Annotated in this window: 15 protein-coding genes; 6 read left to right on the forward strand and 9 right to left on the reverse strand. The window is 56.4% G+C overall.

Annotation, left to right across the window (positions count from 1 at the left end; genetic code table 11):
• Nucleotides 1-9 precede the first annotated feature (9 nt).
• Nucleotides 10-585, forward strand: coding sequence for a division/outer membrane stress-associated lipid-binding lipoprotein (gene dolP / locus V2S86_RS18955; protein ID WP_330763700.1), 576 nt, complete (start codon nucleotides 10-12; stop codon nucleotides 583-585).
• Between the two features lie 42 nt (nucleotides 586-627).
• Here the strand turns inward: dolP and mtgA are convergent, their stop codons facing one another.
• The 4 genes from mtgA to V2S86_RS18975 form a co-directional block, all read right to left on the reverse strand.
• Entirely contained in the window at nucleotides 628-1,359 is a 732-nt protein-coding gene (gene mtgA, locus V2S86_RS18960) for a monofunctional biosynthetic peptidoglycan transglycosylase (RefSeq protein WP_330763701.1), read from the reverse strand.
• The gene (elbB, locus tag V2S86_RS18965) at nucleotides 1,356-2,009 is read right to left on the reverse strand and encodes an isoprenoid biosynthesis glyoxalase ElbB (protein ID WP_330763702.1); all 654 of its coding nucleotides are present in this window, start codon (nucleotides 2,007-2,009) and stop codon (nucleotides 1,356-1,358) included. The genes mtgA and elbB overlap by 4 nt, the downstream gene beginning before the upstream one ends.
• Before the next feature lie 238 nt (nucleotides 2,010-2,247).
• Entirely contained in the window at nucleotides 2,248-4,587 is a 2,340-nt protein-coding gene (arcB, locus tag V2S86_RS18970) for an aerobic respiration two-component sensor histidine kinase ArcB (protein ID WP_330763703.1), read from the reverse strand.
• 104 nt (nucleotides 4,588-4,691) lie between these two features.
• Nucleotides 4,692-5,618 carry a TIGR01212 family radical SAM protein gene (locus tag V2S86_RS18975; protein WP_330763704.1) on the reverse strand — a complete coding sequence of 309 codons (927 nt, stop codon included), beginning with the start codon at nucleotides 5,616-5,618 and terminating at the stop codon, nucleotides 4,692-4,694.
• Nucleotides 5,619-6,312: 694 nt separating this feature from the next.
• Between V2S86_RS18975 and gltB the strand changes: the two genes are divergently transcribed.
• Complete coding sequence (gene gltB / locus V2S86_RS18980; RefSeq protein ID WP_330763705.1) at nucleotides 6,313-10,773, forward strand: glutamate synthase large subunit; 4,461 nt, start codon at nucleotides 6,313-6,315, stop codon at nucleotides 10,771-10,773.
• A 10-nt stretch (nucleotides 10,774-10,783) separates the two neighbouring features.
• A complete protein-coding gene (locus V2S86_RS18985; RefSeq protein ID WP_212557200.1) occupies nucleotides 10,784-12,202 on the forward strand; it encodes a glutamate synthase small subunit in 1,419 nt (472 codons plus the stop codon).
• 193 nt (nucleotides 12,203-12,395) lie between these two features.
• Here the strand turns inward: V2S86_RS18985 and sspB are convergent, their stop codons facing one another.
• The 5 genes from sspB to zapE all read right to left on the reverse strand — a co-directional run bounded on the left by sspB (nucleotide 12,396) and on the right by zapE (nucleotide 16,238).
• A complete protein-coding gene (gene sspB / locus V2S86_RS18990; RefSeq protein ID WP_126485480.1) occupies nucleotides 12,396-12,893 on the reverse strand; it encodes a ClpXP protease specificity-enhancing factor in 498 nt (165 codons plus the stop codon).
• Between the two features lie 5 nt (nucleotides 12,894-12,898).
• The gene (sspA, locus tag V2S86_RS18995; RefSeq protein WP_006317088.1) at nucleotides 12,899-13,540 is read right to left on the reverse strand and encodes a stringent starvation protein SspA; all 642 of its coding nucleotides are present in this window, start codon (nucleotides 13,538-13,540) and stop codon (nucleotides 12,899-12,901) included.
• Nucleotides 13,541-13,998: 458 nt separating this feature from the next.
• Nucleotides 13,999-14,391: a 30S ribosomal protein S9 gene (gene rpsI / locus V2S86_RS19000; protein WP_006317091.1), complete on the reverse strand. Its 393-nt coding sequence runs from the start codon at nucleotides 14,389-14,391 to the stop codon at nucleotides 13,999-14,001.
• A gap of 15 nt (nucleotides 14,392-14,406) precedes the next feature.
• Nucleotides 14,407-14,835, reverse strand: coding sequence for a 50S ribosomal protein L13 (gene rplM, locus V2S86_RS19005; protein ID WP_004948491.1), 429 nt, complete (start codon nucleotides 14,833-14,835; stop codon nucleotides 14,407-14,409).
• Nucleotides 14,836-15,110: 275 nt separating this feature from the next.
• Nucleotides 15,111-16,238 (reverse strand): cell division protein ZapE, encoded by a 1,128-nt coding sequence (gene zapE / locus V2S86_RS19010; RefSeq protein WP_330763706.1) that lies wholly within the window; start codon nucleotides 16,236-16,238, stop codon nucleotides 15,111-15,113.
• 232 nt (nucleotides 16,239-16,470) lie between these two features.
• Here zapE and zapG point away from each other — a divergent pair, with 232 nt between their 5' ends.
• The 3 genes from zapG to degS all read left to right on the forward strand — a co-directional run bounded on the left by zapG (nucleotide 16,471) and on the right by degS (nucleotide 19,582).
• Nucleotides 16,471-16,872: a Z-ring associated protein ZapG gene (gene zapG, locus V2S86_RS19015; protein ID WP_006317094.1), complete on the forward strand. Its 402-nt coding sequence runs from the start codon at nucleotides 16,471-16,473 to the stop codon at nucleotides 16,870-16,872.
• A gap of 191 nt (nucleotides 16,873-17,063) precedes the next feature.
• Nucleotides 17,064-18,434 (forward strand): serine endoprotease DegQ, encoded by a 1,371-nt coding sequence (gene degQ / locus V2S86_RS19020; protein WP_330763707.1) that lies wholly within the window; start codon nucleotides 17,064-17,066, stop codon nucleotides 18,432-18,434.
• An 89-nt stretch (nucleotides 18,435-18,523) separates the two neighbouring features.
• Nucleotides 18,524-19,582, forward strand: coding sequence for an outer membrane-stress sensor serine endopeptidase DegS (gene degS / locus V2S86_RS19025; RefSeq protein ID WP_330763708.1), 1,059 nt, complete (start codon nucleotides 18,524-18,526; stop codon nucleotides 19,580-19,582).
• Nucleotides 19,583-19,594 lie beyond the last annotated feature (12 nt).

A 19,594-nucleotide genomic window follows, 5' to 3' on the forward strand; every position in this document is an offset into this window, starting at 1 on the left:
GGAACTGAGATGAAGCTGAAAGCCACATTTGCAGTGCTGTCCAGCGCCCTGCTGTTACAAGGCTGTATTGCCGGCGTTGTTGTCGGCAGCGCGGCTGTCGCCACCAAGAGCGCCACCGATCCGCGCAGCGTAGGCACTCAGGTAGACGACGGCACGTTGGAAGCCCGGGTCGAAAACGCCCTGAGTAAAGATCAACAACTGAAGAAAGAGGCCCGGGTGGTTGCCACCGCCTATCAGGGGAAAGTGTTGCTGACCGGCCAATCGCCGAGCACCGACCTCGCCGCCCGCGCCAAGCAAATAGCGATGGGCGTTGAAGGCACGGCCGAAGTGTATAACGAGATCCGTCAGGGAACGCCGGTCAGCCTGAGCACCGCGTCCTCGGATACCTGGATCACCACCAAGGTCCGTTCACAGTTGCTGACCAGCGACACGGTGAAATCCTCTAACGTGAAAGTCACCACCGAAAACGGCGAGGTGTTCCTGCTTGGCCTAGTCACACAACAGGAAGCGCAATCGGCCGCGCAGATCGCCAGCCAGGTGAGCGGCGTGAAGCACGTCACCACCGCCTTTACCTTGGTGAAATAACCTGCTGCGCCGGGATGGGCCTGACAGCTTTATCCCGGCGTGCTAATCCAGATTATTTTCTTTCAAAAAACCTTCCCCACCCAGTTGCCGCATCTGGCGCATAATCCACTGCTGCCGTTGAATGACATAGCCGGAAGGCGCACCGGCCTTGAAACGATGCGGATTAGGCAACACCGCCGCCAGCAGCGCCGCTTCAGAAGCGGTCAGACGTTTGGCCGGCTTATTGAAAAAGCGTTGCGACGCCTCTTCCACACCGAATACCCCATCCCCAAATTCAACGATATTCAGATAAACCGTCAGGATGCGCCGTTTGGTCCACACCAGCTCAATCCCCGACGTCAGCCCGGCCTCCAGCCCTTTGCGCAGCCAACTGCGGCCATCCCACAGAAACAGGTTTTTCGCCGTTTGCTGCGACAGCGTAGAGGCGCCGCGAATGCGTGTAGGGCGACGTTCGTTGTGGCTGAGCGCCTTTTCGATCGCCGCCACGTCGAAACCCCAATGTTCAGGGAACTTCTGATCCTCCGCCGCCATGACAGCCAGCGCCATCTGCGGGGAGATATCGTCCATAGATACCCAGTCGGAGTGCGCCACATAGCCAAAATCGCCGCTCAGCCAGGCGCCGATCTGCCGCTCAACCATCACCGCAGAAAAAGGCACCGGCAAGAAAGCAAAAATCGCGATCCCAAGCAACCACAGGCCAACAAGAGCAATAACTCCGCGCTTCAGCCAAAACCAGGGTCGGGAAAAAATCGATTTGCCCGCGGACTTTCTCATTCAACTAAATCCAGTACCCGTGAAACCAGCTTATCAATCCCGTCGGCCGCCTCGCCGATAGATTTCGCCAACATATAGGCCGGCGTGGTTACCACTTTGTTCTCAACATCCACCACGATATCATCAACCGGGCAAATAACCGGCTCGCCACCCATGGCATCAATCACTTCACCCAGGTCCGGATCGTTGCCAATGGTCAGCCGCACTTGTTGATCCAACAGCTTCGGCAACAATGCGGGGCTAATACACATAAAACCAATTGGTTTATTTGCCTTATGCATTTGCTGCGTTAACTTAGCTAAATCTTTATCGATCCAGCATTCTGCCCCTTCACTGGCAAAGCTGCTGAGGTTCTTCGCCGCGCCAAATCCGCCGGGTACGATCAGCGCGTCCAACTGGCCGGCATCGGCCTGTGAAAGCGGTTGAATGTTCCCTCTGGCAATACGCGCCGACTCGACCAAAACATTGCGTTCTTCCGGCATTTCATCGCCGGTTAAGTGATTAATAACATGAAGTTGAGATTTATCCGGTGCAAAGCAGACCGCCTGTGCCCCCACCCGGTCCAACGCCAGCAGCGTCAGGACGGCTTCATGGATCTCCGCACCGTCATAAACTCCGCAGCCGCTCAGCACAACGCCAACGTTTTTCATCACCCTTACTCCTCTTGAGACTGTCAACTGGTTAGTGCTCGGAGTTAACAAACACTAATCTACATCACACATTTTAATGAATCTTCTAACAAGAGCGCTTACATTTGCTATGTTGTTGGCTGTATGATGTTTAGGAATTCTCTACAACCTGCTCGACCAGAACACTGAATACCAATACGCAGGTTCACAATTTCCCTGGTGTTGGCGCAATATTCGCGCACCCCGGCCTAGGTCGGGGTCATTTTTTTTCAGCGTTCGCAACCCACTCACGCAGTACCTGCACGTCGTTGCGCCATTCCTGCTTCAGCTCATCAACCCAATCCTGCACGTTATCCCACCATGCCGGCAGCGTCGGGGTCTGAATTTGCTGTGCAAGCTGCTGCAGATGGCGCAGGCCGACCGAACCGCAAGCGCCCTTGATTTTATGCCCTTCTTCGGCGATGCCTTTCTGGTCACGCGCCGTCATATTGGAATCCAACACCGCCAGATAGCCCGGCATCATCTGCTCAAACATCTCCAGGCTCTGATGAATCAGTTGTGGCCCCACCAGGTCCATGTACTGTTCCAGCATTGTGGTATCCAGTAACGACTCATTAATCTGCATCGCCTTTTGCTCCGTTTTCTTTGTGGTGTGAGAGGGTTGATGATCCCAGTAATGTTTAATGACTTTGGTCAACGCCGGTACCGAAAGCGGCTTGCTCAGTACATCGTCCATCCCCGCGTCGAGATACTCTTTTTTGTCCTTCAGTACGTTGGCGGTCAAAGCAACCAGCGGCGGCAGCGCTTGCCCGGCATAACGTTCGCGCAGCACCCGGGCGATATCCAGCCCCGTCATATCCGGCAGTTGGATGTCCAGCAGCACCAGATCAAACTCGTCCGGATCGAACATCGCCAACGCGTCGGCGCCGTTCATCGCCACGTCCACGCTATTGCCGAGCTTTTCCAGTACCGAACGCGCCACAATCACGTTCAGTTCGATATCTTCCACCAGCAGGATATGCAGCGCCGGCAACGGCAGGTCCTCTTCGGCCCGCGTCTCGCTTTCCGCTTCCTGCACCGCCGGCGCATTGATGGTCAAGGTGAAGCAAGAACCGTGCCCCTGCGCGCTGCGGACGGTGATATCGCCGCCCATGCTCTGCGCCAGCCGCTTGGAAACGGCCAGCCCAATGCCGGTGCCGGTCGCCGGGCGGCCACCGTGTTGATCTTTCACCTGATAATACATGGCGAAGATCTTGTCCTGTTCGTCCTGCGGGATGCCCATACCGGAGTCTTCCACTTCAAACACCAGCCGATCCTGCTCTTCACGCCGCACGCGCACCACAATCTGCCCCTTCGGGGTGAACTTCACGGCATTGCCGATCAGGTTCCACAGGATCTGCCGCAGGCGGGTGCCGTCCGTAATGATTTGTTGGGGCAGCGGCGGTTGCGGCTCCATCACGAATTGCAGGCCCTTTGGCTGCACCAGCAGGCCGGAGAGGTTTTCCAGATCCGCCAGGAAGCCGGTAAAATCCACCGGCTGGTTGTCGAGCTGCACTTTCCGTCGCTCGAGTTTGTCCATCTCGATAATGTCATTGAAGATATTGCCCAGCGTGATCGCGCTGACATGGATGGTCTTCAGGTATTTCAGTTGCTCAGCGTTCAACTCGGTATCGAGCAGAATGCGGCTCAGCCCGACTATGCCGTTAAGCGGCGTACGAAGCTCGTGGCTGATCGTTGAGATGAAGGTGGTCTTGTCCCTGCTGGCGTTCTCCAGCGCGTCCTGGTAGCGCTTACGCTCGGTTATATCGCGGCCAAAGCCCATCAGCCCATGACGTTTGCCCACGCGATCGTAAAACGGCACCTTGCGCAGCTCGAAACAGGCCTTGCGGCCATCCGGGTAAACCAGCCACTGTTCGTAGGTCAGGGAAACGTTATGGCGAAAGACCTTCTCGTCGGTTTCTATCACCTTTTCGGCGATTTCCCGGCTATAGACGTCAAACGGCGTCAGGCCGATCAGCTGTTTTTCGCTTTTGCCGGTCAGCAGTTCCATCGCCCGGTTACAGCCGGAGAATTCTTTGTCTTCGTTGCGGTAATACACCAGGTCAGGGGAAGCATCGAGGAACGAACGCAACAGCGCAGACTGTTGGCCCAGCTCAATCTGCGCCAGTTCGCGCTGCTCCATCTCTTCCGTCAGCTTGTTCATCACCTGCTGGCGATCTTCTTCCGCCTTGATACGGTCGGCGATTTCCTGATTCAACTGGCTGATATTGTCTTTAAGCTGCTGGTTCAGCTCCAGATCGCGGTGGCGCATTTCTTCCAGTTTATCGACCAGCCGCGCCAGGCGCTGGCGAGATTCTTCCAGTTGCTCGACCACTACCGACAGAAAATACACCGCCCACGGCGTAATCAGCAGGCCGAAGAAGATCGAACGCACCACGTCGATGCTTTCCACCTCGCCGCGCAGCAGCATGGTCACCGCCATCTGCACCACCATCGCCAGTACCACCAGCGCCGAAGCCAGCAGCAGCGAAAAGCGTACCAGCCCCAGTTTCACCATTAAATCAACGTAGTACTGGGCTAACACCCGGATTTGCTTCATAGCGGCTCCCATCAGACAGAATCGGTTAAATCATACCGTAAAACCTCGGTGAGATAAGGAAGCAAACGCCGAAGTGTGGGAAAGTTTGCAAATCAAAACAGCGATCAAGGGCGATATTGCCGCTTTTCGTCCAAACCGCTGCCCTGCCCGCCATATCGCTGCAGATAACCACCGACCGCCTGCATGCCGTTCCAGCGGTTTTCGCACCATAATGGTGCCAACAGCGTCGGTCGACGGGCGTTGGCGGAGATGCGGTGATAGACAATTTCTTTCGGCGTATGGCGGATCATCTCCCCGGCGCTGGCAGCGTACTCCTCCAGCGACAGTTCAGGCATCCGCCCGGCACGCCAGGCTCTTGCCAGGGTGCTGCCGGCAACAATATGCAACGGGTGCAGCTTGATGCCATCCACGCCGCTGTCCACCACCTGCCGCAGCGTAGCCAGATGATCGGCCGCCGTTTCTCCCGGCAAACCGACGATCAGGTGGCTGCACACCTTCAACCCGCGTTCGCGCGCAAGTCGGGCGGTGTGCTGATAACAGGAGAAATTGTGGCCGCGGTTAATGCGCTTCAGCGTTTTATCGTGCGCAGTCTGCAGACCCAACTCGAGCCAAACCTCATACCCTCGTTCAAGGTAACCCGCCAGCAGATCCAGCGCGGCAGAAGGTACGCAGTCCGGCCGCGTGCCAACGCAGATTCCGACCATATCGGCCTGTGCCAGCGCTTGACGATACATGTCCGCCAGCAGGCTCACTTCTGCATAAGTACTGGTATACGCCTGAAAGTAGGCCAGGTAACGTTTTGCGCGGTTGACCCTGCCGGCCTGTATCGTCAATTGTTCGGCAATGCTCTGGCGCTGCATCCGTTCGTCCGCAAAGGAGGCCACGTTGCAGAAGGTACAGCCGCCGCGCCCCAGGGTACCGTCACGATTTGGGCAGCTGAAACCGCCGTGCAGCGTGAGCTTATGGATCTTTTCGCCGTACCGGCGCTGGAGATCGGCGCCAAACATATTGACTAATTGCGGCAACTGCATAATCTTGTCTTTCTCTGTCCTCAAAGCCCGTGATGCTAATAAGAAACGGCTTTTCCCGCGATGACAGAGATCAACGCTTTCCCCGCAAGGCTTCACCAGGCATAACTATTCATTATAAATGCAAATAAAATCACCCGAGCCACTATGAATTTTTCTTATTCTCACGCAACCGTTAACGCCATTATGACAAAGCGATGAAAAATAGTTACAAATAACAAGAAAGCATAACTTAATAGAATAAAATTCTGACATTCCTACCCGCACTAGCATGGTGCAGAGATTCAGAGGTTGCACTATAGTGAGACAGCTCACATTTCCCTGGAGCCGGACGCTCCTCACCGTCACCGTAAATTCATGTAAAAACCATTAAAATTCAAGAAGATAACCTGAATTTTTTCAATAAAAAACCCTCTTAAGCCTATATTTGACCTGCGTATTCTTTCTCGCTAAGTTGGAAGTCCGCTGGAAGCTTTCTGGACGGGCAAACGTCTCGTCATATTTATGCAGTTATTTAAGACTCCCTCTTAAAACAAGTCATTCACCACTTGTGAGAACCGTCACGAGAGGCCATTGATGGAGGGCGGAAAAGCAGATCGGCGATAGTAACCTTGCTGATTGGACTTCCGCCTGACGTTGGGAAGCCCCCTCGCAGTTGGTTGTAAGAGTCACGCAGAGCCTGGGGAGGTTCACTGATATGTTGTACGATAAATCCCTTGAGAGGGACAACTGTGGTTTCGGCCTAATCGCCCACATAGAAGGCGAACCTAGCCACAAGGTGGTGCGAACTGCTATTCACGCGCTGGCCCGTATGCAGCACCGTGGCGCAATTCTTGCTGACGGCAAGACTGGCGACGGTTGCGGCCTGTTATTGCAAAAGCCCGATCGCTTTTTCCGCATGGTCGGGGAAGAGCGCGGCTGGCGTTTAGCCAAGAACTACGCCGTTGGCATGATGTTCCTCAGCCAGAACGAAGAGGAAGCCCGTGCCAGCCGCCGCATTGTGGAAGAAGAGCTGCAAAATGAAACGCTGTCGGTCGTCGGCTGGCGTGAAGTGCCGACCAACCCGGACGTTTTGGGTGAAATCGCCCTCTCTTCCCTGCCGCGCATTGAACAGATCTTCGTGAACGCCCCGGCAGGTTGGCGCCCGCGCGATATGGAACGCCGCCTGTTTGTGGCGCGTCGCCGTATCGAAAAGCGCGTTCAGGACGACAGCTTCTATGTTTGCAGCTTCTCGAATCTGGTCACGATCTATAAAGGCTTGTGCATGCCTGCGGATCTGCCGCGTTTCTATCTCGATCTGGCGGACCTGCGCCTGGAATCGGCCATCTGCCTGTTCCATCAGCGTTTCTCCACCAACACCGTGCCGCGCTGGCCGTTGGCACAGCCGTTCCGTTATCTGGCGCACAATGGTGAGATCAACACCATCACCGGCAACCGCCAATGGGCGCGCGCCCGTACTTATAAATTCCAGACGCCGCTGATCCCGGATTTGCAAACCGCCGCCCCCTTCGTTAACGAAACCGGTTCCGACTCCAGCTCGTTGGACAACATGCTGGAGCTGCTGCTGGCGGGGGGCATGGACCTGATCCGCGCCATGCGTTTGCTGGTGCCGCCGGCCTGGCAGAACAACCCGGACATGGACACCGACCTGCGCGCCTTCTTCGACTTCAACTCGATGCATATGGAGCCGTGGGACGGCCCGGCAGGCATCGTGATGTCCGATGGCCGCTACGCCGCCTGTAACCTGGATCGTAACGGTCTGCGCCCGGCGCGTTATGTGATAACTAAAGACAAACTGATCACCTGCGCCTCCGAAGTCGGCATCTGGGATTACCAGCCGGATGAAGTGGTGGAAAAAGGCCGCGTTGGCCCTGGCGAGCTGATGGTGATCGACACCCGCAGCGGCAAGATCCTGCACTCCGCCGAAACCGACGACGATCTGAAAAGCCGCCACCCATATAAAGAATGGATGGAAAAGAACGTCAAGCGCCTGGTGCCGTTCGAGGATCTGCCTGAAGATCAAGTCGGCAGCCGTGAGCTCGACGATTCGCAGCTCGAGACCTATCAGAAACAGTTCGGCTACAGCAGCGAAGAGCTGGATCAGGTGATCCGCGTGCTGGGCGAGATCGGCCAGGAAGCCACCGGCTCGATGGGGGACGATACTCCGTTTGCCGTGCTCTCCAGCCGCCCGCGCATCGTTTACGATTATTTCCGCCAGCAGTTCGCGCAGGTGACCAACCCGCCCATCGACCCGCTGCGCGAAGCGCATGTGATGTCGCTGGCGACCAGCATCGGCCGCGAAATGAACGTGTTCTGCGAGGCCGAAGGCCAGGCACACCGCCTGAGCTTCAAATCGCCGATCCTGCTCTACTCCGACTTCAAGCAGCTCACCACGCTGGAAGGCGAATATTATCGCGCTGACACGCTCGATCTGACCTTCGATCCCGCAGTACAGGATCTGGAGCAGACTATCCGTGCCCTGTGCGACGAAGCGGAACGTAAAGTCCGCGACGGCGCCGTGCTGCTGGTGCTGTCCGATCGCGCTATCGCCGCCAACCGTCTGCCGGTGCCTGCACCGATGGCCGTAGGCGCGATCCAGACCCGTTTGGTAGAGAAAAGCCTGCGTTGCGACGCCAACATCATCGTTGAAACCGCCAGCGCCCGCGATCCGCACCACTTCGCCGTGCTGTTGGGCTTCGGCGCGACCGCGATCTACCCATACCTGGCCTACGAAACGCTGGCCAAACTGGTAGATACCCAGGCGATCGACAAGAAATACCGCGAGGTGATGCTGAACTACCGCAACGGCATCAATAAAGGCCTGTACAAGATCATGTCCAAAATGGGCATCTCGACTATCGCCTCTTATCGCTGCGCCAAACTGTTTGAAGCGGTCGGCCTGCATCGTGATCTGTCCGATCTCTGCTTCCAGGGTGCAGTCAGCCGCATCGGCGGTGCCAGCTTCAGCGACTTCCAGCAGGATTTGCAGAACCTGTCCAAGCGCGCCTGGCTGAAACGCAAACCGCTGGAACAGGGCGGCCTGCTGAAGTTCGTCCACGGCGGCGAGTACCATGCGTACAACCCTGACGTGGTGAGCACCTTACAAACTGCGGTACACAGCGGCAAATACAGCGACTATCAGGCTTATGCCAAACTGGTGAATGAACGCCCGGTCGCCATGCTGCGTGACCTGCTGGCCATTACGCCGCAGGGCACGCCGATCCCGGTCGACCAGGTTGAACCGGCAGAATCGCTGTTCAAACGCTTCGATACCGCGGCCATGTCGATCGGCGCACTGAGCCCGGAGGCCCACGAATCGCTGGCCATCGCCATGAACAGCCTCGGCGGTTTCTCCAACTCCGGTGAAGGCGGCGAAGATCCTGCGCGTTACGGCACCAACAAGGTTTCACGCATCAAGCAGGTGGCATCCGGCCGTTTCGGCGTGACGCCGGCCTACCTGGTGAATGCCGACGTGATCCAAATTAAGGTGGCGCAAGGGGCAAAACCGGGTGAAGGCGGCCAGTTGCCTGGCGACAAAGTGACGCCTTATATCGCCAAGCTGCGTTATTCGGTGCCGGGCGTGACCCTGATTTCTCCACCGCCGCACCATGACATCTATTCGATCGAAGATCTGGCCCAGCTGATTTTCGACCTGAAACAGGTCAACCCGAAGGCGATGATCTCGGTGAAACTGGTTTCCGAACCGGGCGTCGGCACCATCGCTACCGGCGTGGCGAAAGCCTATGCCGATCTGATCACCATCGCCGGTTACGACGGCGGCACCGGCGCCAGCCCACTGTCGTCGGTGAAATACGCCGGTTGCCCGTGGGAACTGGGCCTGGTGGAAACTCAGCAGGCGCTGGTGGCTAACGGCCTGCGCCACAAAATCCGCCTGCAGGTGGATGGCGGCCTGAAAACCGGCGTGGATATCGTCAAAGCGGCGATCCTCGGCGCAGAAAGCTTCGGCTTCGGCACCGGCCCGATGGTGGCGCTGGGGTGTAAATACCTGCGTATCTGTCACCTGAACAACTGCGCAACCGGCGTGGCGACTCAGGATGAAAAACTGCGCCGCGATCACTATCACGGCCTGCCGGAACGCGTAACCAACTACTTCCAGTTCATCGCGCGTGAAACCCGCGAGATCATGGCGCAGTTGGGTGTCAGCCAATTGGTTGATCTGATTGGCCGCACTGAGTTCCTGACCGAGCTGGACGGCATCTCCGCCAAGCAGAACAAACTGGATCTGTCGCCGCTGCTGAAGACCGCAACGCCGCATCCAGGCAAGGCGCTGTACTGCACCGAAAGCAGCAACCCGCCGTTCGACAAAGGGTCGATGAACAAAGATCTGCTGGCGCAGGCGGAACCGCATATCGAAGCGAAGCAGAGCAAGACCTTCTACTTCGATATCCGTAACACCGACCGTTCAGTGGGTGCCACCCTGTCCGGCGCTATTGCTACCGTACATGGCGATCAGGGCATGGCAGCAGACCCGATCAAGGCCTATTTCTCAGGCACCGCTGGCCAGAGCTTCGGCGTATGGAATGCGGGCGGCGTTGAGTTGACCCTGACCGGCGACGCCAACGACTATGTCGGCAAAGGCATGGCCGGCGGCCGTATCGCCGTACGCCCACCGATTGGTTCTGCCTTCCGCAGCCATGAAGCGAGCATTATCGGCAACACCTGTCTGTACGGTGCCACCGGCGGCAAGCTGTTCGCTGCAGGCCGTGCGGGCGAGCGCTTCGCGGTGCGTAACTCCGGTGCCATCACCGTAGTTGAAGGCATTGGTGATAACGGTTGTGAATACATGACCGGCGGCATCGTCTGCGTGCTGGGTAAAACCGGCATCAACTTTGGTGCGGGCATGACCGGTGGCTTCGCTTACGTGCTGGATGAAGATGGCGAATTCCGCAAACGCGTGAACCCAGAGCTGGTGGAGGTATTGGATGTCGACCAACTGGCCATTCATGAGGAGCACCTGCGCGGTTTGATTACCGAACACGTGCAAGCGACCGGTTCTGCGCGCGGGGAAGAGATTCTGGCCAACTGGCCGGAATGGGCGCCGAAGTTCGCTCTGGTCAAGCCGAAGTCCAGTGATGTCAAAGCATTGTTGGGTCACCGTAGTCGTTCCGCAGCCGAGCTGCGGGTTCAGGCGCAGTAAGAGGTCATTAATGAGTCAGAATGTTTATCAATTTATCGACCTGCAGCGCGTTGATCCGCCAAAAAAACCGCTGAAGATCCGTAAAATTGAGTTTGTAGAGATTTACGAGCCGTTTTCGGAAACTCAGGCGAAAGCGCAGGCGGACCGTTGTCTTTCCTGTGGTAACCCTTATTGCGAATGGAAATGCCCGGTTCACAACTACATCCCGAACTGGCTGAAGCTGGCGAACGAAGGCCGCATCATGGAGGCGGCGGATCTGGCGCACCAGACCAACAGCCTGCCGGAAGTGTGCGGCCGCGTCTGCCCGCAGGATCGGCTGTGCGAAGGTTCCTGTACCCTGAACGACGAGTTTGGTGCGGTGACCATCGGCAACATCGAACGTTATATCAGCGATAAAGCGATCGAAATGGGCTGGAAGCCGGACATGTCTCACGTGCAGCCCACTGGCAAGCGCGTAGCGGTGATCGGTGCCGGTCCAGCCGGTTTGGCCTGTGCCGACGTGTTGACCCGTAACGGCGTGAAAGCGGTGGTTTACGATCGTCATCCGGAGATCGGCGGGTTGCTGACCTTCGGTATTCCGGCCTTCAAGCTGGAAAAAGAAGTGATGGTGAAACGCCGCGGCATCTTCAGCGAGATGGGCATTGAGTTCCAGCTGAATACCGAAGTGGGCAAGGACATCACCATGGATGCGCTGCTGAACGAGTTTGACGCCGTGTTCCTTGGCGTCGGCACCTATCAGTCGATGCGCGGCGGATTGGAGAACGAGGAAGCGCCGGGCGTCTATGACGCGCTGCCATTCCTGATCGCCAATACCAAGCAGTTGATGGGCTATGAAGCCGAGCAGCACGAACCCTATGTCAACATGGAAGGCAAGCGCGTTGTGGTTCTGGGCGGTGGCGATACCGCGATGGACTGCGTGCGCACTTCTATCCGTCAGGGTGCAACTCAGGTTATCTGCGCCTACCGTCGTGATGAGGCCAACATGCCGGGTTCCAAACGCGAAGTGAAAAATGCGCGTGAGGAAGGGGTTGAATTCAAATTCAATCTGCAGCCGCTGAGCATCGAACTGAACAGCGCCGGCCGCGTCGCCGGCGTGAAAATGGTTCGTACCCAGTTGGGTGAGCCGGATGCCAATGGCCGTCAGGTCGCTGAGCAAGTGCCGGGTTCCGAGCACGTGATCGATGCCGATGCCGTCGTGTTGGCGTTTGGTTTCCGTCCGCACAAGATGGATTGGCTGGCGGCACATGACGTTCAACTCGACAAGCAGGGCCGCATTGTGGCGCCGGAAGGCACCGATAACGCCTTCCAGACCAGCAACCCGAAAATCTTCGCCGGTGGCGATGCAGTGCGCGGTTCAGACCTGGTCGTCACGGCGATTGCCGAAGGCCGTAAAGCTGCCGATGGCATCATGAGCTATCTGGAAGTGTAATATCCCTTCTGCTGTTTCACACCTCAAGGGCCCGGTTCAATACCGGGCCCTTTGCTTTTCCGCACACGCAACCACCGCCGTCTTCTGCACCCGATAGAACGGTTGCCTGCATCGTGAAAAACGGATTGTTCGGCAGGATCAGGGGCAATAAAAAAGGTCGCCTGAGCGACCTTTGCTGTTCATTGCTGCGGGATTATTTCACCACGCGCAGCGCCGGACGGCCACCGCGCGGCGGCTGTGGCGGTTCATCGTCGGGCTCGTTGTCATCACTCACGTCCGGGCGATCGCCATCAATCACCGACATCAAGCTTTCCGATGGGATCGTCTCATTGTCCATGCCTTCAAAGGTGCCTTCCGCTTCATAGGCGGCTTCCGGTTCAAACATGGTGCCTGCGCCATTTTCACGCGCATAAATCGCCAGTACCGCTGCCATTGGCACCGAAACCTGACGTGGCACGCCACCGAAACGCGCGTTGAAATGCACTTCGTCGTTGCCTAACTCCAGGCTGCCTACCGCACGTGGCGCAATGTTCAAGACAATCTGACCATCGCGGGCAAACTCCATCGGAACCTGCACGTCAGGGCGCGTTACATCCACCACCAGATGCGGAGTCAACTGATTATCAAGCAACCAGTCATAGAACGCCCTCAGCAGGTACGGACGGCGCGGGGTCATCTGAGACATATCCATGACGCTTAGCCCCGGGTCTGCAGGCGCATTTCGCGCTCGGCTTCGGTCAGGGAGGCCAAGAAGGCGTCGCGCTCGAACACGCGAGTCATATAGCCTTTCAGCTCTTTGGAACCGGCACCGCTCAGTTCAATGCCCAACTGCGGCAAACGCCACAGCAGTGGCGCCAGGTAGCAATCCACCAGGCTAAACTCTTCGCTCATGAAGTAAGGGGTCTGACCAAAGATCGGGGCAATCGCCAACAGCTCTTCGCGCAGTTGACGGCGAGCCGATTCTGCTTCCTGACCATTGCTCTTCTCGATTTTGTACATCAGCGAGTACCAGTTCTTCTCGATACGCAGCATCATCAGGCGGCTTTCACCACGAGCGACCGGATAAACCGGCATCAACGGCGGGTGCGGGAAGCGCTCATCCAGGTATTCCATGATGATACGGGATTCATACAGGGTCAGCTCGCGATCAACCAGCGTAGGCACCGTCTGGTACGGGTTGAGGTCAATCAGATCCTGCGGCAGGTTATCCAACTCAACCTGCTCAATCTCGACGCTGACACCTTTCTCCGCCAGTACGATACGTACTTGATGGCTAAAAATGTCGGTCGGGCCAGAAAACAGCGTCATTACCGAACGTTTGTTGGCAGCGACAGCCATGAAAACCTCCAAGTTTATCTAGAAAATACTGCGAATAGCCAACTTCCCTTCATCTTTCATGTCGCAGCTGTGTTGGCTTCCCTCTCTCACCCCCAGTCACTTAGCAATCTAAGCTCCAGGGGATTCGTTCGGTTGCCGCCTTGCTGCACCCTGAAATCTATCGGGTTACCAGGCTGCTATCCTGAATGATCTTGACCGCTGGCCAGCAGCACACAGATAAACCCTGGGTCTAAAACAGGACGCGGAGGTAGACTGACGACAGCTGCATGGCGAACAGGCGCAAAAGTGGATGATAGTTTACCAGATTTTGCTTGTTTTGTGGGGACTGTGCGGTGATTTCGTGTTGAATTGTCTGATATACCACAGATTTTAGTCGAGAGAAGGTGATTTTCAGGCATAAAAAAACCCGGTGAAGCACCGGGTTTTTGGCGTAAACTCCACTGCCGAAGCAGTAAAAATTAACGCTTGGAGAACTGCGGACGACGACGTGCTTTACGCAGGCCGACTTTCTTACGTTCAACCTGACGAGCGTCACGAGTGACGAAGCCAGCTTTACGCAGCTCACCACGCAGAGTCTCGTCATATTCCATCAGTGCACGGGTGATACCGTGACGGATAGCACCAGCTTGACCAGAGATACCACCACCTTTAACAGTGATGTACAGGTCAAATTTGCCAACCATGTCGACCAGTTCCAGCGGCTGACGAACTACCATGCGGGCAGTTTCGCGACCGAAGTACTGTTCCAGGCTGCGCTGGTTAATTACGATGTTACCGTTGCCCGGCTTGATGAAGACGCGAGCGGCGGAGCTTTTGCGGCGACCAGTGCCGTAGTATTGATTTTCAGCCATTGCCTATAATCCCGATTAGATGTCAAGAACTTGCGGTTGCTGTGCCGCGTGAGTGTGCTCGTTGCCCGCGTAAACTTTCAGTTTACGGAACATTGCACGACCCAACGGACCCTTTGGCAGCATGCCTTTAACCGCGATTTCAATCACGCGCTCAGGATTGCGGGCAATCATCTCTTCAAAGGTCGCTTGCTTGATACCACCGATGTGGCCGGTGTGGCGGTAGTACACCTTGTCTGTACGCTTGTTGCCGGTTACAGCAACTTTTTCTGCGTTCAGAACGATGATGTAGTCACCGGTATCAACGTGCGGGGTGTATTCCGCTTTATGCTTGCCGCGCAAACGACGAGCGAGTTCAGTAGCGAGACGGCCTAAAGTTTTACCATCTGCATCAACAACGAACCAGTCGCGTTTTACGGTTTCTGGTTTAGCTGTAAAAGTTTTCATTAGAAAGCTTACCCAATAATTAGTTACACGTTGGTGAACACCCAAACGCTCGAAAACAGTTGAGGCTCACACGACCATACAAGTCCAGCAAACCTACCCCTTCGAATAGCCATTGCCGGCACTATAAAGTTTTTGGGAAAAAAACTTTGTTGTAACGTGGGGTCGCAAGATTATAGAGAAGTCGCTCACAAAGATCGAACGCTTTTTGAATGGAAAAGCAATTTAGCGCCGATGAGAGGAGAACGGGGGATCCTGGCGACCAGATCCCCGAGCCATCAAGGCAGATGAGGCAGCTTCAGATACTCTTCGCTTTGCATCTCCTGCAGGCGCGACAGGCAACGCTGATACTCAAACTTCAACCGCTCACCCTGGTAGATGTCGAACATCGACGCTTCGGCGGCAATCACCAACTTGACGTGCCGTTCGTAGAATTCGTCCACCAGCGCCAGGAAGCGGCGGGCGGTGTTCTCCTTCAACGGCCCCATCACCTGCACATTGTACAACATGACGCTGTGATACAGCCGCGACAGCGCAATATAGTCCAGTTGGCTGCGCGGCTCTTCGCACAAAGTATGGAAATCCACCGCCAATACCCCGTCCACCGCGCGGATCGCCTGCAGCGGGCGGTGATTGACCTGCAGCACCGGCGCAGCCTCCCCCGCCTTCCCCGCCAGCTTGATGAACATCCGGTCCATGGTGTCTCGGGTTTGACTGTCGAGCGGCGTCAGGTACAAATGCGCCTGAGTCAGCGTACGCAAACGGTAATCGATGCCGGCATCGACGTTCATCACATCGCAGTAGTCGTTAATCAGGGCAATCGCCGGCAGGAAGCGCGCACGTTGCAAGCCGTTGCGGTACAGATCGTCCGGCGGAATATTCGACGTTGCCACCAGCGTGATGCCGCGAGCAAACAGTGCCTGCAACAGCGTGGCCAGCAGCATCGCGTCGGTGATGTCGGAAACGAAGAATTCGTCAAAACACACTACGTCGGTCTGCGCCTTGAAACCGTCGGCAATAATCTCCAACGGGTTCTCCTGTCCTTGCAACTCGGTCAACTCTTCATGCACCCGCAACATAAAGCGGTGGAAGTGCAGTCGCAGTTTGCGCTCTCCCGGCAGGCTGTGGAAAAACATGTCCATCAGCCAGGTTTTACCGCGCCCGACACCGCCCCACATGTACAACCCCTGCACCGGACGTCGGCTGGCCGTTACATCGCCCTTGCCAAGCCAGCGGCTGAACTTGCCGCGCAGTCCGCCGGCCGGCACGCTTGCCGCGGGTATTTGCTGCAATGCCAGATAAATGCCCTCCAGTCGGGTAACCGCCTGGCGTTGAACCTCATCGGCCTGGTATTCCCCCGCCTCCAGCGCCTGCTGGTAGCGTGATAACGGTGATAATGCCTGCATCTGTTCGATGTTCCCTTAGAACCCGTAGAAATTATTTAGCAAATTTTCGCGGCATGTTGATGCTGCTTCGCACCGTTATCGCCACATATGCCCGCGTCGCGGCCTCTTGAAAAACCCTGTAAACGCCAGGTTATGGCTTATCAGGATTCCACTCGGACAAGGTTAACGGTTATAGTGGATATTATTAAGTGAAAAATCCCTGCGGAACAACGAAGTCAAAATAGGAGTCATCATGACCTGGGAGTATGCGCTGATTGGTTTAGTCGTCGGCATCGCCATTGGTGCGGTAGCGATGCGTTTTGGTAACCGTAAATTACGTCAACAACAAGTGTTGCAAAACGAGTTGGACAAGAGCAAAACCGAGCTGGAAGAGTATCGTCAGGAGCTGGTCGGCCATTTTGCCCGCAGCGCCGAGCTGTTGGATAACATGGCGCGAGATTATCGCCAGCTGTATCAACATATGGCGAAAAGCTCCAACAACCTGTTGCCGGATCTGCCGATGCAGGAAAATCCGTTCCGCTATCGCCTGACCGAAGCCGAAGCCGATAACGATCAGGCGCCGGTAGAAATGCCGCGCGATTACTCAGAAGGCGCCTCCGGCCTGCTGCGTGGCGAACGTCCGCGCCGCGACTGATCCTCGCTCCGCCCGTGGGCCTGCCCCACGGGTTTTCCTCTTGCCCCGCCTTATCCCCCACCCTGAGCTATCCTTAACGCTGGCGCTTGAGTGAACTTTTCACGCAAATTCACGGTCTTACCCTTCACTATGGTATTGCTGCTGCTTTATCATCACTATTTCACCGGCAGGTATTGAGAGAGTTATTATCAATGAAGAAAAAGTCGTTAATTCTTAGTGCATTGGCAATGAGTATTGGCCTCACGCTCACCTCCGTACCGGCAGTCAGCGCGGCGTTGCCCGTCGCCGTTCAGGGGCAATCGCTGCCAAGCCTGGCGCCGATGCTGGAAAAAGTCTTGCCCGCAGTAGTCAGCGTGCATGTTGAAGGGACTCAGGTGCAGCGCCAGCAAATTCCAGAGGAATTCAAACGCTTCTTTGGCCCCGACGCTCCAGGACAGCAGCAAAGCTCACGTCCGTTTGAAGGGCTGGGCTCCGGCGTCATCATCGACGCCGCCAAAGGCTATGTGCTGACCAACAACCACGTCATCAACAACGCCGACAAAATCAGCGTACAGCTGAATGACGGCCGCGAAGTGGACGCCAAACTGGTTGGCCGCGACGAGCAATCCGATATTGCCCTGCTGCAGCTCAGCGACGTGAAAAACCTGACCGCGATAAAAATGGCGGACTCCGATGCGTTGCGGGTCGGCGATTTCGCTGTTGCCGTCGGTAACCCGTTTGGCCTCGGCCAAACCGCCACCTCCGGCATTATCTCCGCGCTGGGCCGCAGCGGCCTGAACCTGGAAGGGCTGGAAAACTTTATTCAGACGGACGCCTCCATCAACCGCGGTAACTCCGGCGGCGCGCTGGTCAATCTTAACGGCGAGCTGATAGGTATCAACACGGCCATTCTGGCGCCGGGCGGCGGCAACGTTGGCATCGGCTTTGCCATTCCGAGCAACATGGCGCAAAACCTCAGCCGGCAGTTGATCGAATTCGGCGAGGTGAAACGCGGCCTGCTTGGCATTAAAGGCAGTGAAATGACCGCCGATATGGCCAAGGCGTTTAATACTGACGCTCAACGCGGCGCCTTCGTCAGCGAAGTGTTGCCGAAATCCGCCGCCGCCAAGGCGGGTATCAAGGCCGGCGACATTTTGGTTTCCGTCGATGGCAAACCGGTCAGCAGCTTCGCCGAACTGCGCGCCAAAGTAGGTACTACCGCACCGGGTAAAACCATCAAGGTCGGCCTGCTGCGCGATGGCAAACCGCAGGAAGTTGCCGTTACGCTGGATAACAGCGATGGCGCCTCCACCAATGCCGAAACGCTGTCCCCGGCCCTGCAGGGGGTTTCCCTCAGTAATGGCGCCCTCGCCAGCGGTGACAAAGGCGTGAAGATCGATAAGGTGGATAAAGGCTCAACGGCTGCGCAAATCGGGCTGCAGAAAGACGATGTGATTATTGGCGTCAACCGCCAGCGCGTTGAGAACATCACAGCGTTGCGCAAAGTCCTGGAGGCCAAACCACCGGTCATGGCGCTGAACATCGTGCGCGGCACTGAAACCATTTATCTGCTGCTGCGTTAATTTGTTTAAAAACCGGGCTCAGTGACATACTGCGCCCGGTATTCTCATGTTATCCTCCGTGCATCCTTCATCTCACGTACTAAAACTCCATGTTTGCTAAGCTCTTGCGTTCTGTCGTTATTGGTTTAATCGTTGCCGGCCTGCTGCTGGTTGCGCTGCCTGTGCTGCGCTCTTCCAATACTCTGTTCGCAGAAAAACATGAGAATACCAGTGACGAAACGCCGGTCAGCTATAACAAGGCCGTGCGACGCGCTGCGCCCGCCGTGGTAAATATCTACAATCGCAATATAAGCGGTACCGCCAACGTGCTGTTGCTGGGTTCCGGCGTGATCATGAACGAACGCGGCTATATTCTGACCAACCGACACGTTATCAAGGATGCCCAACAAATTACCGTCGTGCTGCAGGACGGCCGCCGCTACGAAGCGCTGCTGGTCGGCTCCGACAGCCTGACCGATCTGGCCGTACTGAAGATAGATCCGGGCAATCTGCCGGTTATCCCTATTAATAACGCCCGTGCCGCGCACGTGGGCGATGTGGTCCTGGCGATAGGCAATCCCTATAATCTCGGCCAGACCGTCACGCAGGGGATCCTCAGCGCCACGGGCCGCATCAGTATGAGCACCACCGGCCGTCAAACCTTCCTGCAAACCGATGCCTCGATTAACCGTGGCAACTCCGGCGGCGCTTTGGTCAACTCGTTGGGTGAGTTAATCGGCATCAACACCCTGACCTACGATAAAATCACCGACGGTGAAACGCCGGAAGGCCTGGGGTTCGCCATCCCCATTGAACTTGCCACCAAGATCATGGATAAACTGATCCGTGATGGCCGCGTTATCCGCGGTTATTTCGGCATCCAGGGCAAAGAGATTATTCCTTTGCGTTCGTCCAATTCCGGCATCGATCGCCTGCAAGGCATTATCGTGACCGAAATTACGCCGAACGGACCGGCGGGTAACGCAGGCTTCCATATCAACGACGTGATCATCAACGTAGACAACAAACCGGCGATATCGGTGCTGGAGACCATGGACCAGGTGGCTGAGATACGCCCGGGTACGGAAATACCGGTCGTCGTGCTGCGTGACGGTAAACGCATTACGCTGAAGATGGCGGTAGGTGAATTTCCGGAAGACAGCAATTAAAAAGGGCCCGGC

Source organism: Serratia sp. C2(1) (assembly GCF_036352655.1).
Classification (GTDB): domain Bacteria; phylum Pseudomonadota; class Gammaproteobacteria; order Enterobacterales; family Enterobacteriaceae; genus Serratia; species Serratia inhibens.

Bases quoted from the DNA above. Each gene is read 5' to 3' on its own strand.
- dolP (WP_330763700.1), top strand. From the start codon at position 10: ATGAAGCTGAAAGCCACATTTGCAGTGCTGTCCAGCGCCCTGCTGTTA.
- mtgA (WP_330763701.1), bottom strand. From the start codon at position 1,359: ATGAGAAAGTCCGCGGGCAAATCGATTTTTTCCCGACCCTGGTTTTGG.
- elbB (WP_330763702.1), bottom strand. From the start codon at position 2,009: ATGAAAAACGTTGGCGTTGTGCTGAGCGGCTGCGGAGTTTATGACGGT.
- arcB (WP_330763703.1), bottom strand. From the start codon at position 4,587: ATGAAGCAAATCCGGGTGTTAGCCCAGTACTACGTTGATTTAATGGTG.
- V2S86_RS18975 (WP_330763704.1), bottom strand. From the start codon at position 5,618: ATGCAGTTGCCGCAATTAGTCAATATGTTTGGCGCCGATCTCCAGCGC.
- gltB (WP_330763705.1), top strand. From the start codon at position 6,313: ATGTTGTACGATAAATCCCTTGAGAGGGACAACTGTGGTTTCGGCCTA.
- V2S86_RS18985 (WP_212557200.1), top strand. From the start codon at position 10,784: ATGAGTCAGAATGTTTATCAATTTATCGACCTGCAGCGCGTTGATCCG.
- sspB (WP_126485480.1), bottom strand. From the start codon at position 12,893: ATGGATATGTCTCAGATGACCCCGCGCCGTCCGTACCTGCTGAGGGCG.
- sspA (WP_006317088.1), bottom strand. From the start codon at position 13,540: ATGGCTGTCGCTGCCAACAAACGTTCGGTAATGACGCTGTTTTCTGGC.
- rpsI (WP_006317091.1), bottom strand. From the start codon at position 14,391: ATGGCTGAAAATCAATACTACGGCACTGGTCGCCGCAAAAGCTCCGCC.
- rplM (WP_004948491.1), bottom strand. From the start codon at position 14,835: ATGAAAACTTTTACAGCTAAACCAGAAACCGTAAAACGCGACTGGTTC.
- zapE (WP_330763706.1), bottom strand. From the start codon at position 16,238: ATGCAGGCATTATCACCGTTATCACGCTACCAGCAGGCGCTGGAGGCG.
- zapG (WP_006317094.1), top strand. From the start codon at position 16,471: ATGACCTGGGAGTATGCGCTGATTGGTTTAGTCGTCGGCATCGCCATT.
- degQ (WP_330763707.1), top strand. From the start codon at position 17,064: ATGAAGAAAAAGTCGTTAATTCTTAGTGCATTGGCAATGAGTATTGGC.
- degS (WP_330763708.1), top strand. From the start codon at position 18,524: ATGTTTGCTAAGCTCTTGCGTTCTGTCGTTATTGGTTTAATCGTTGCC.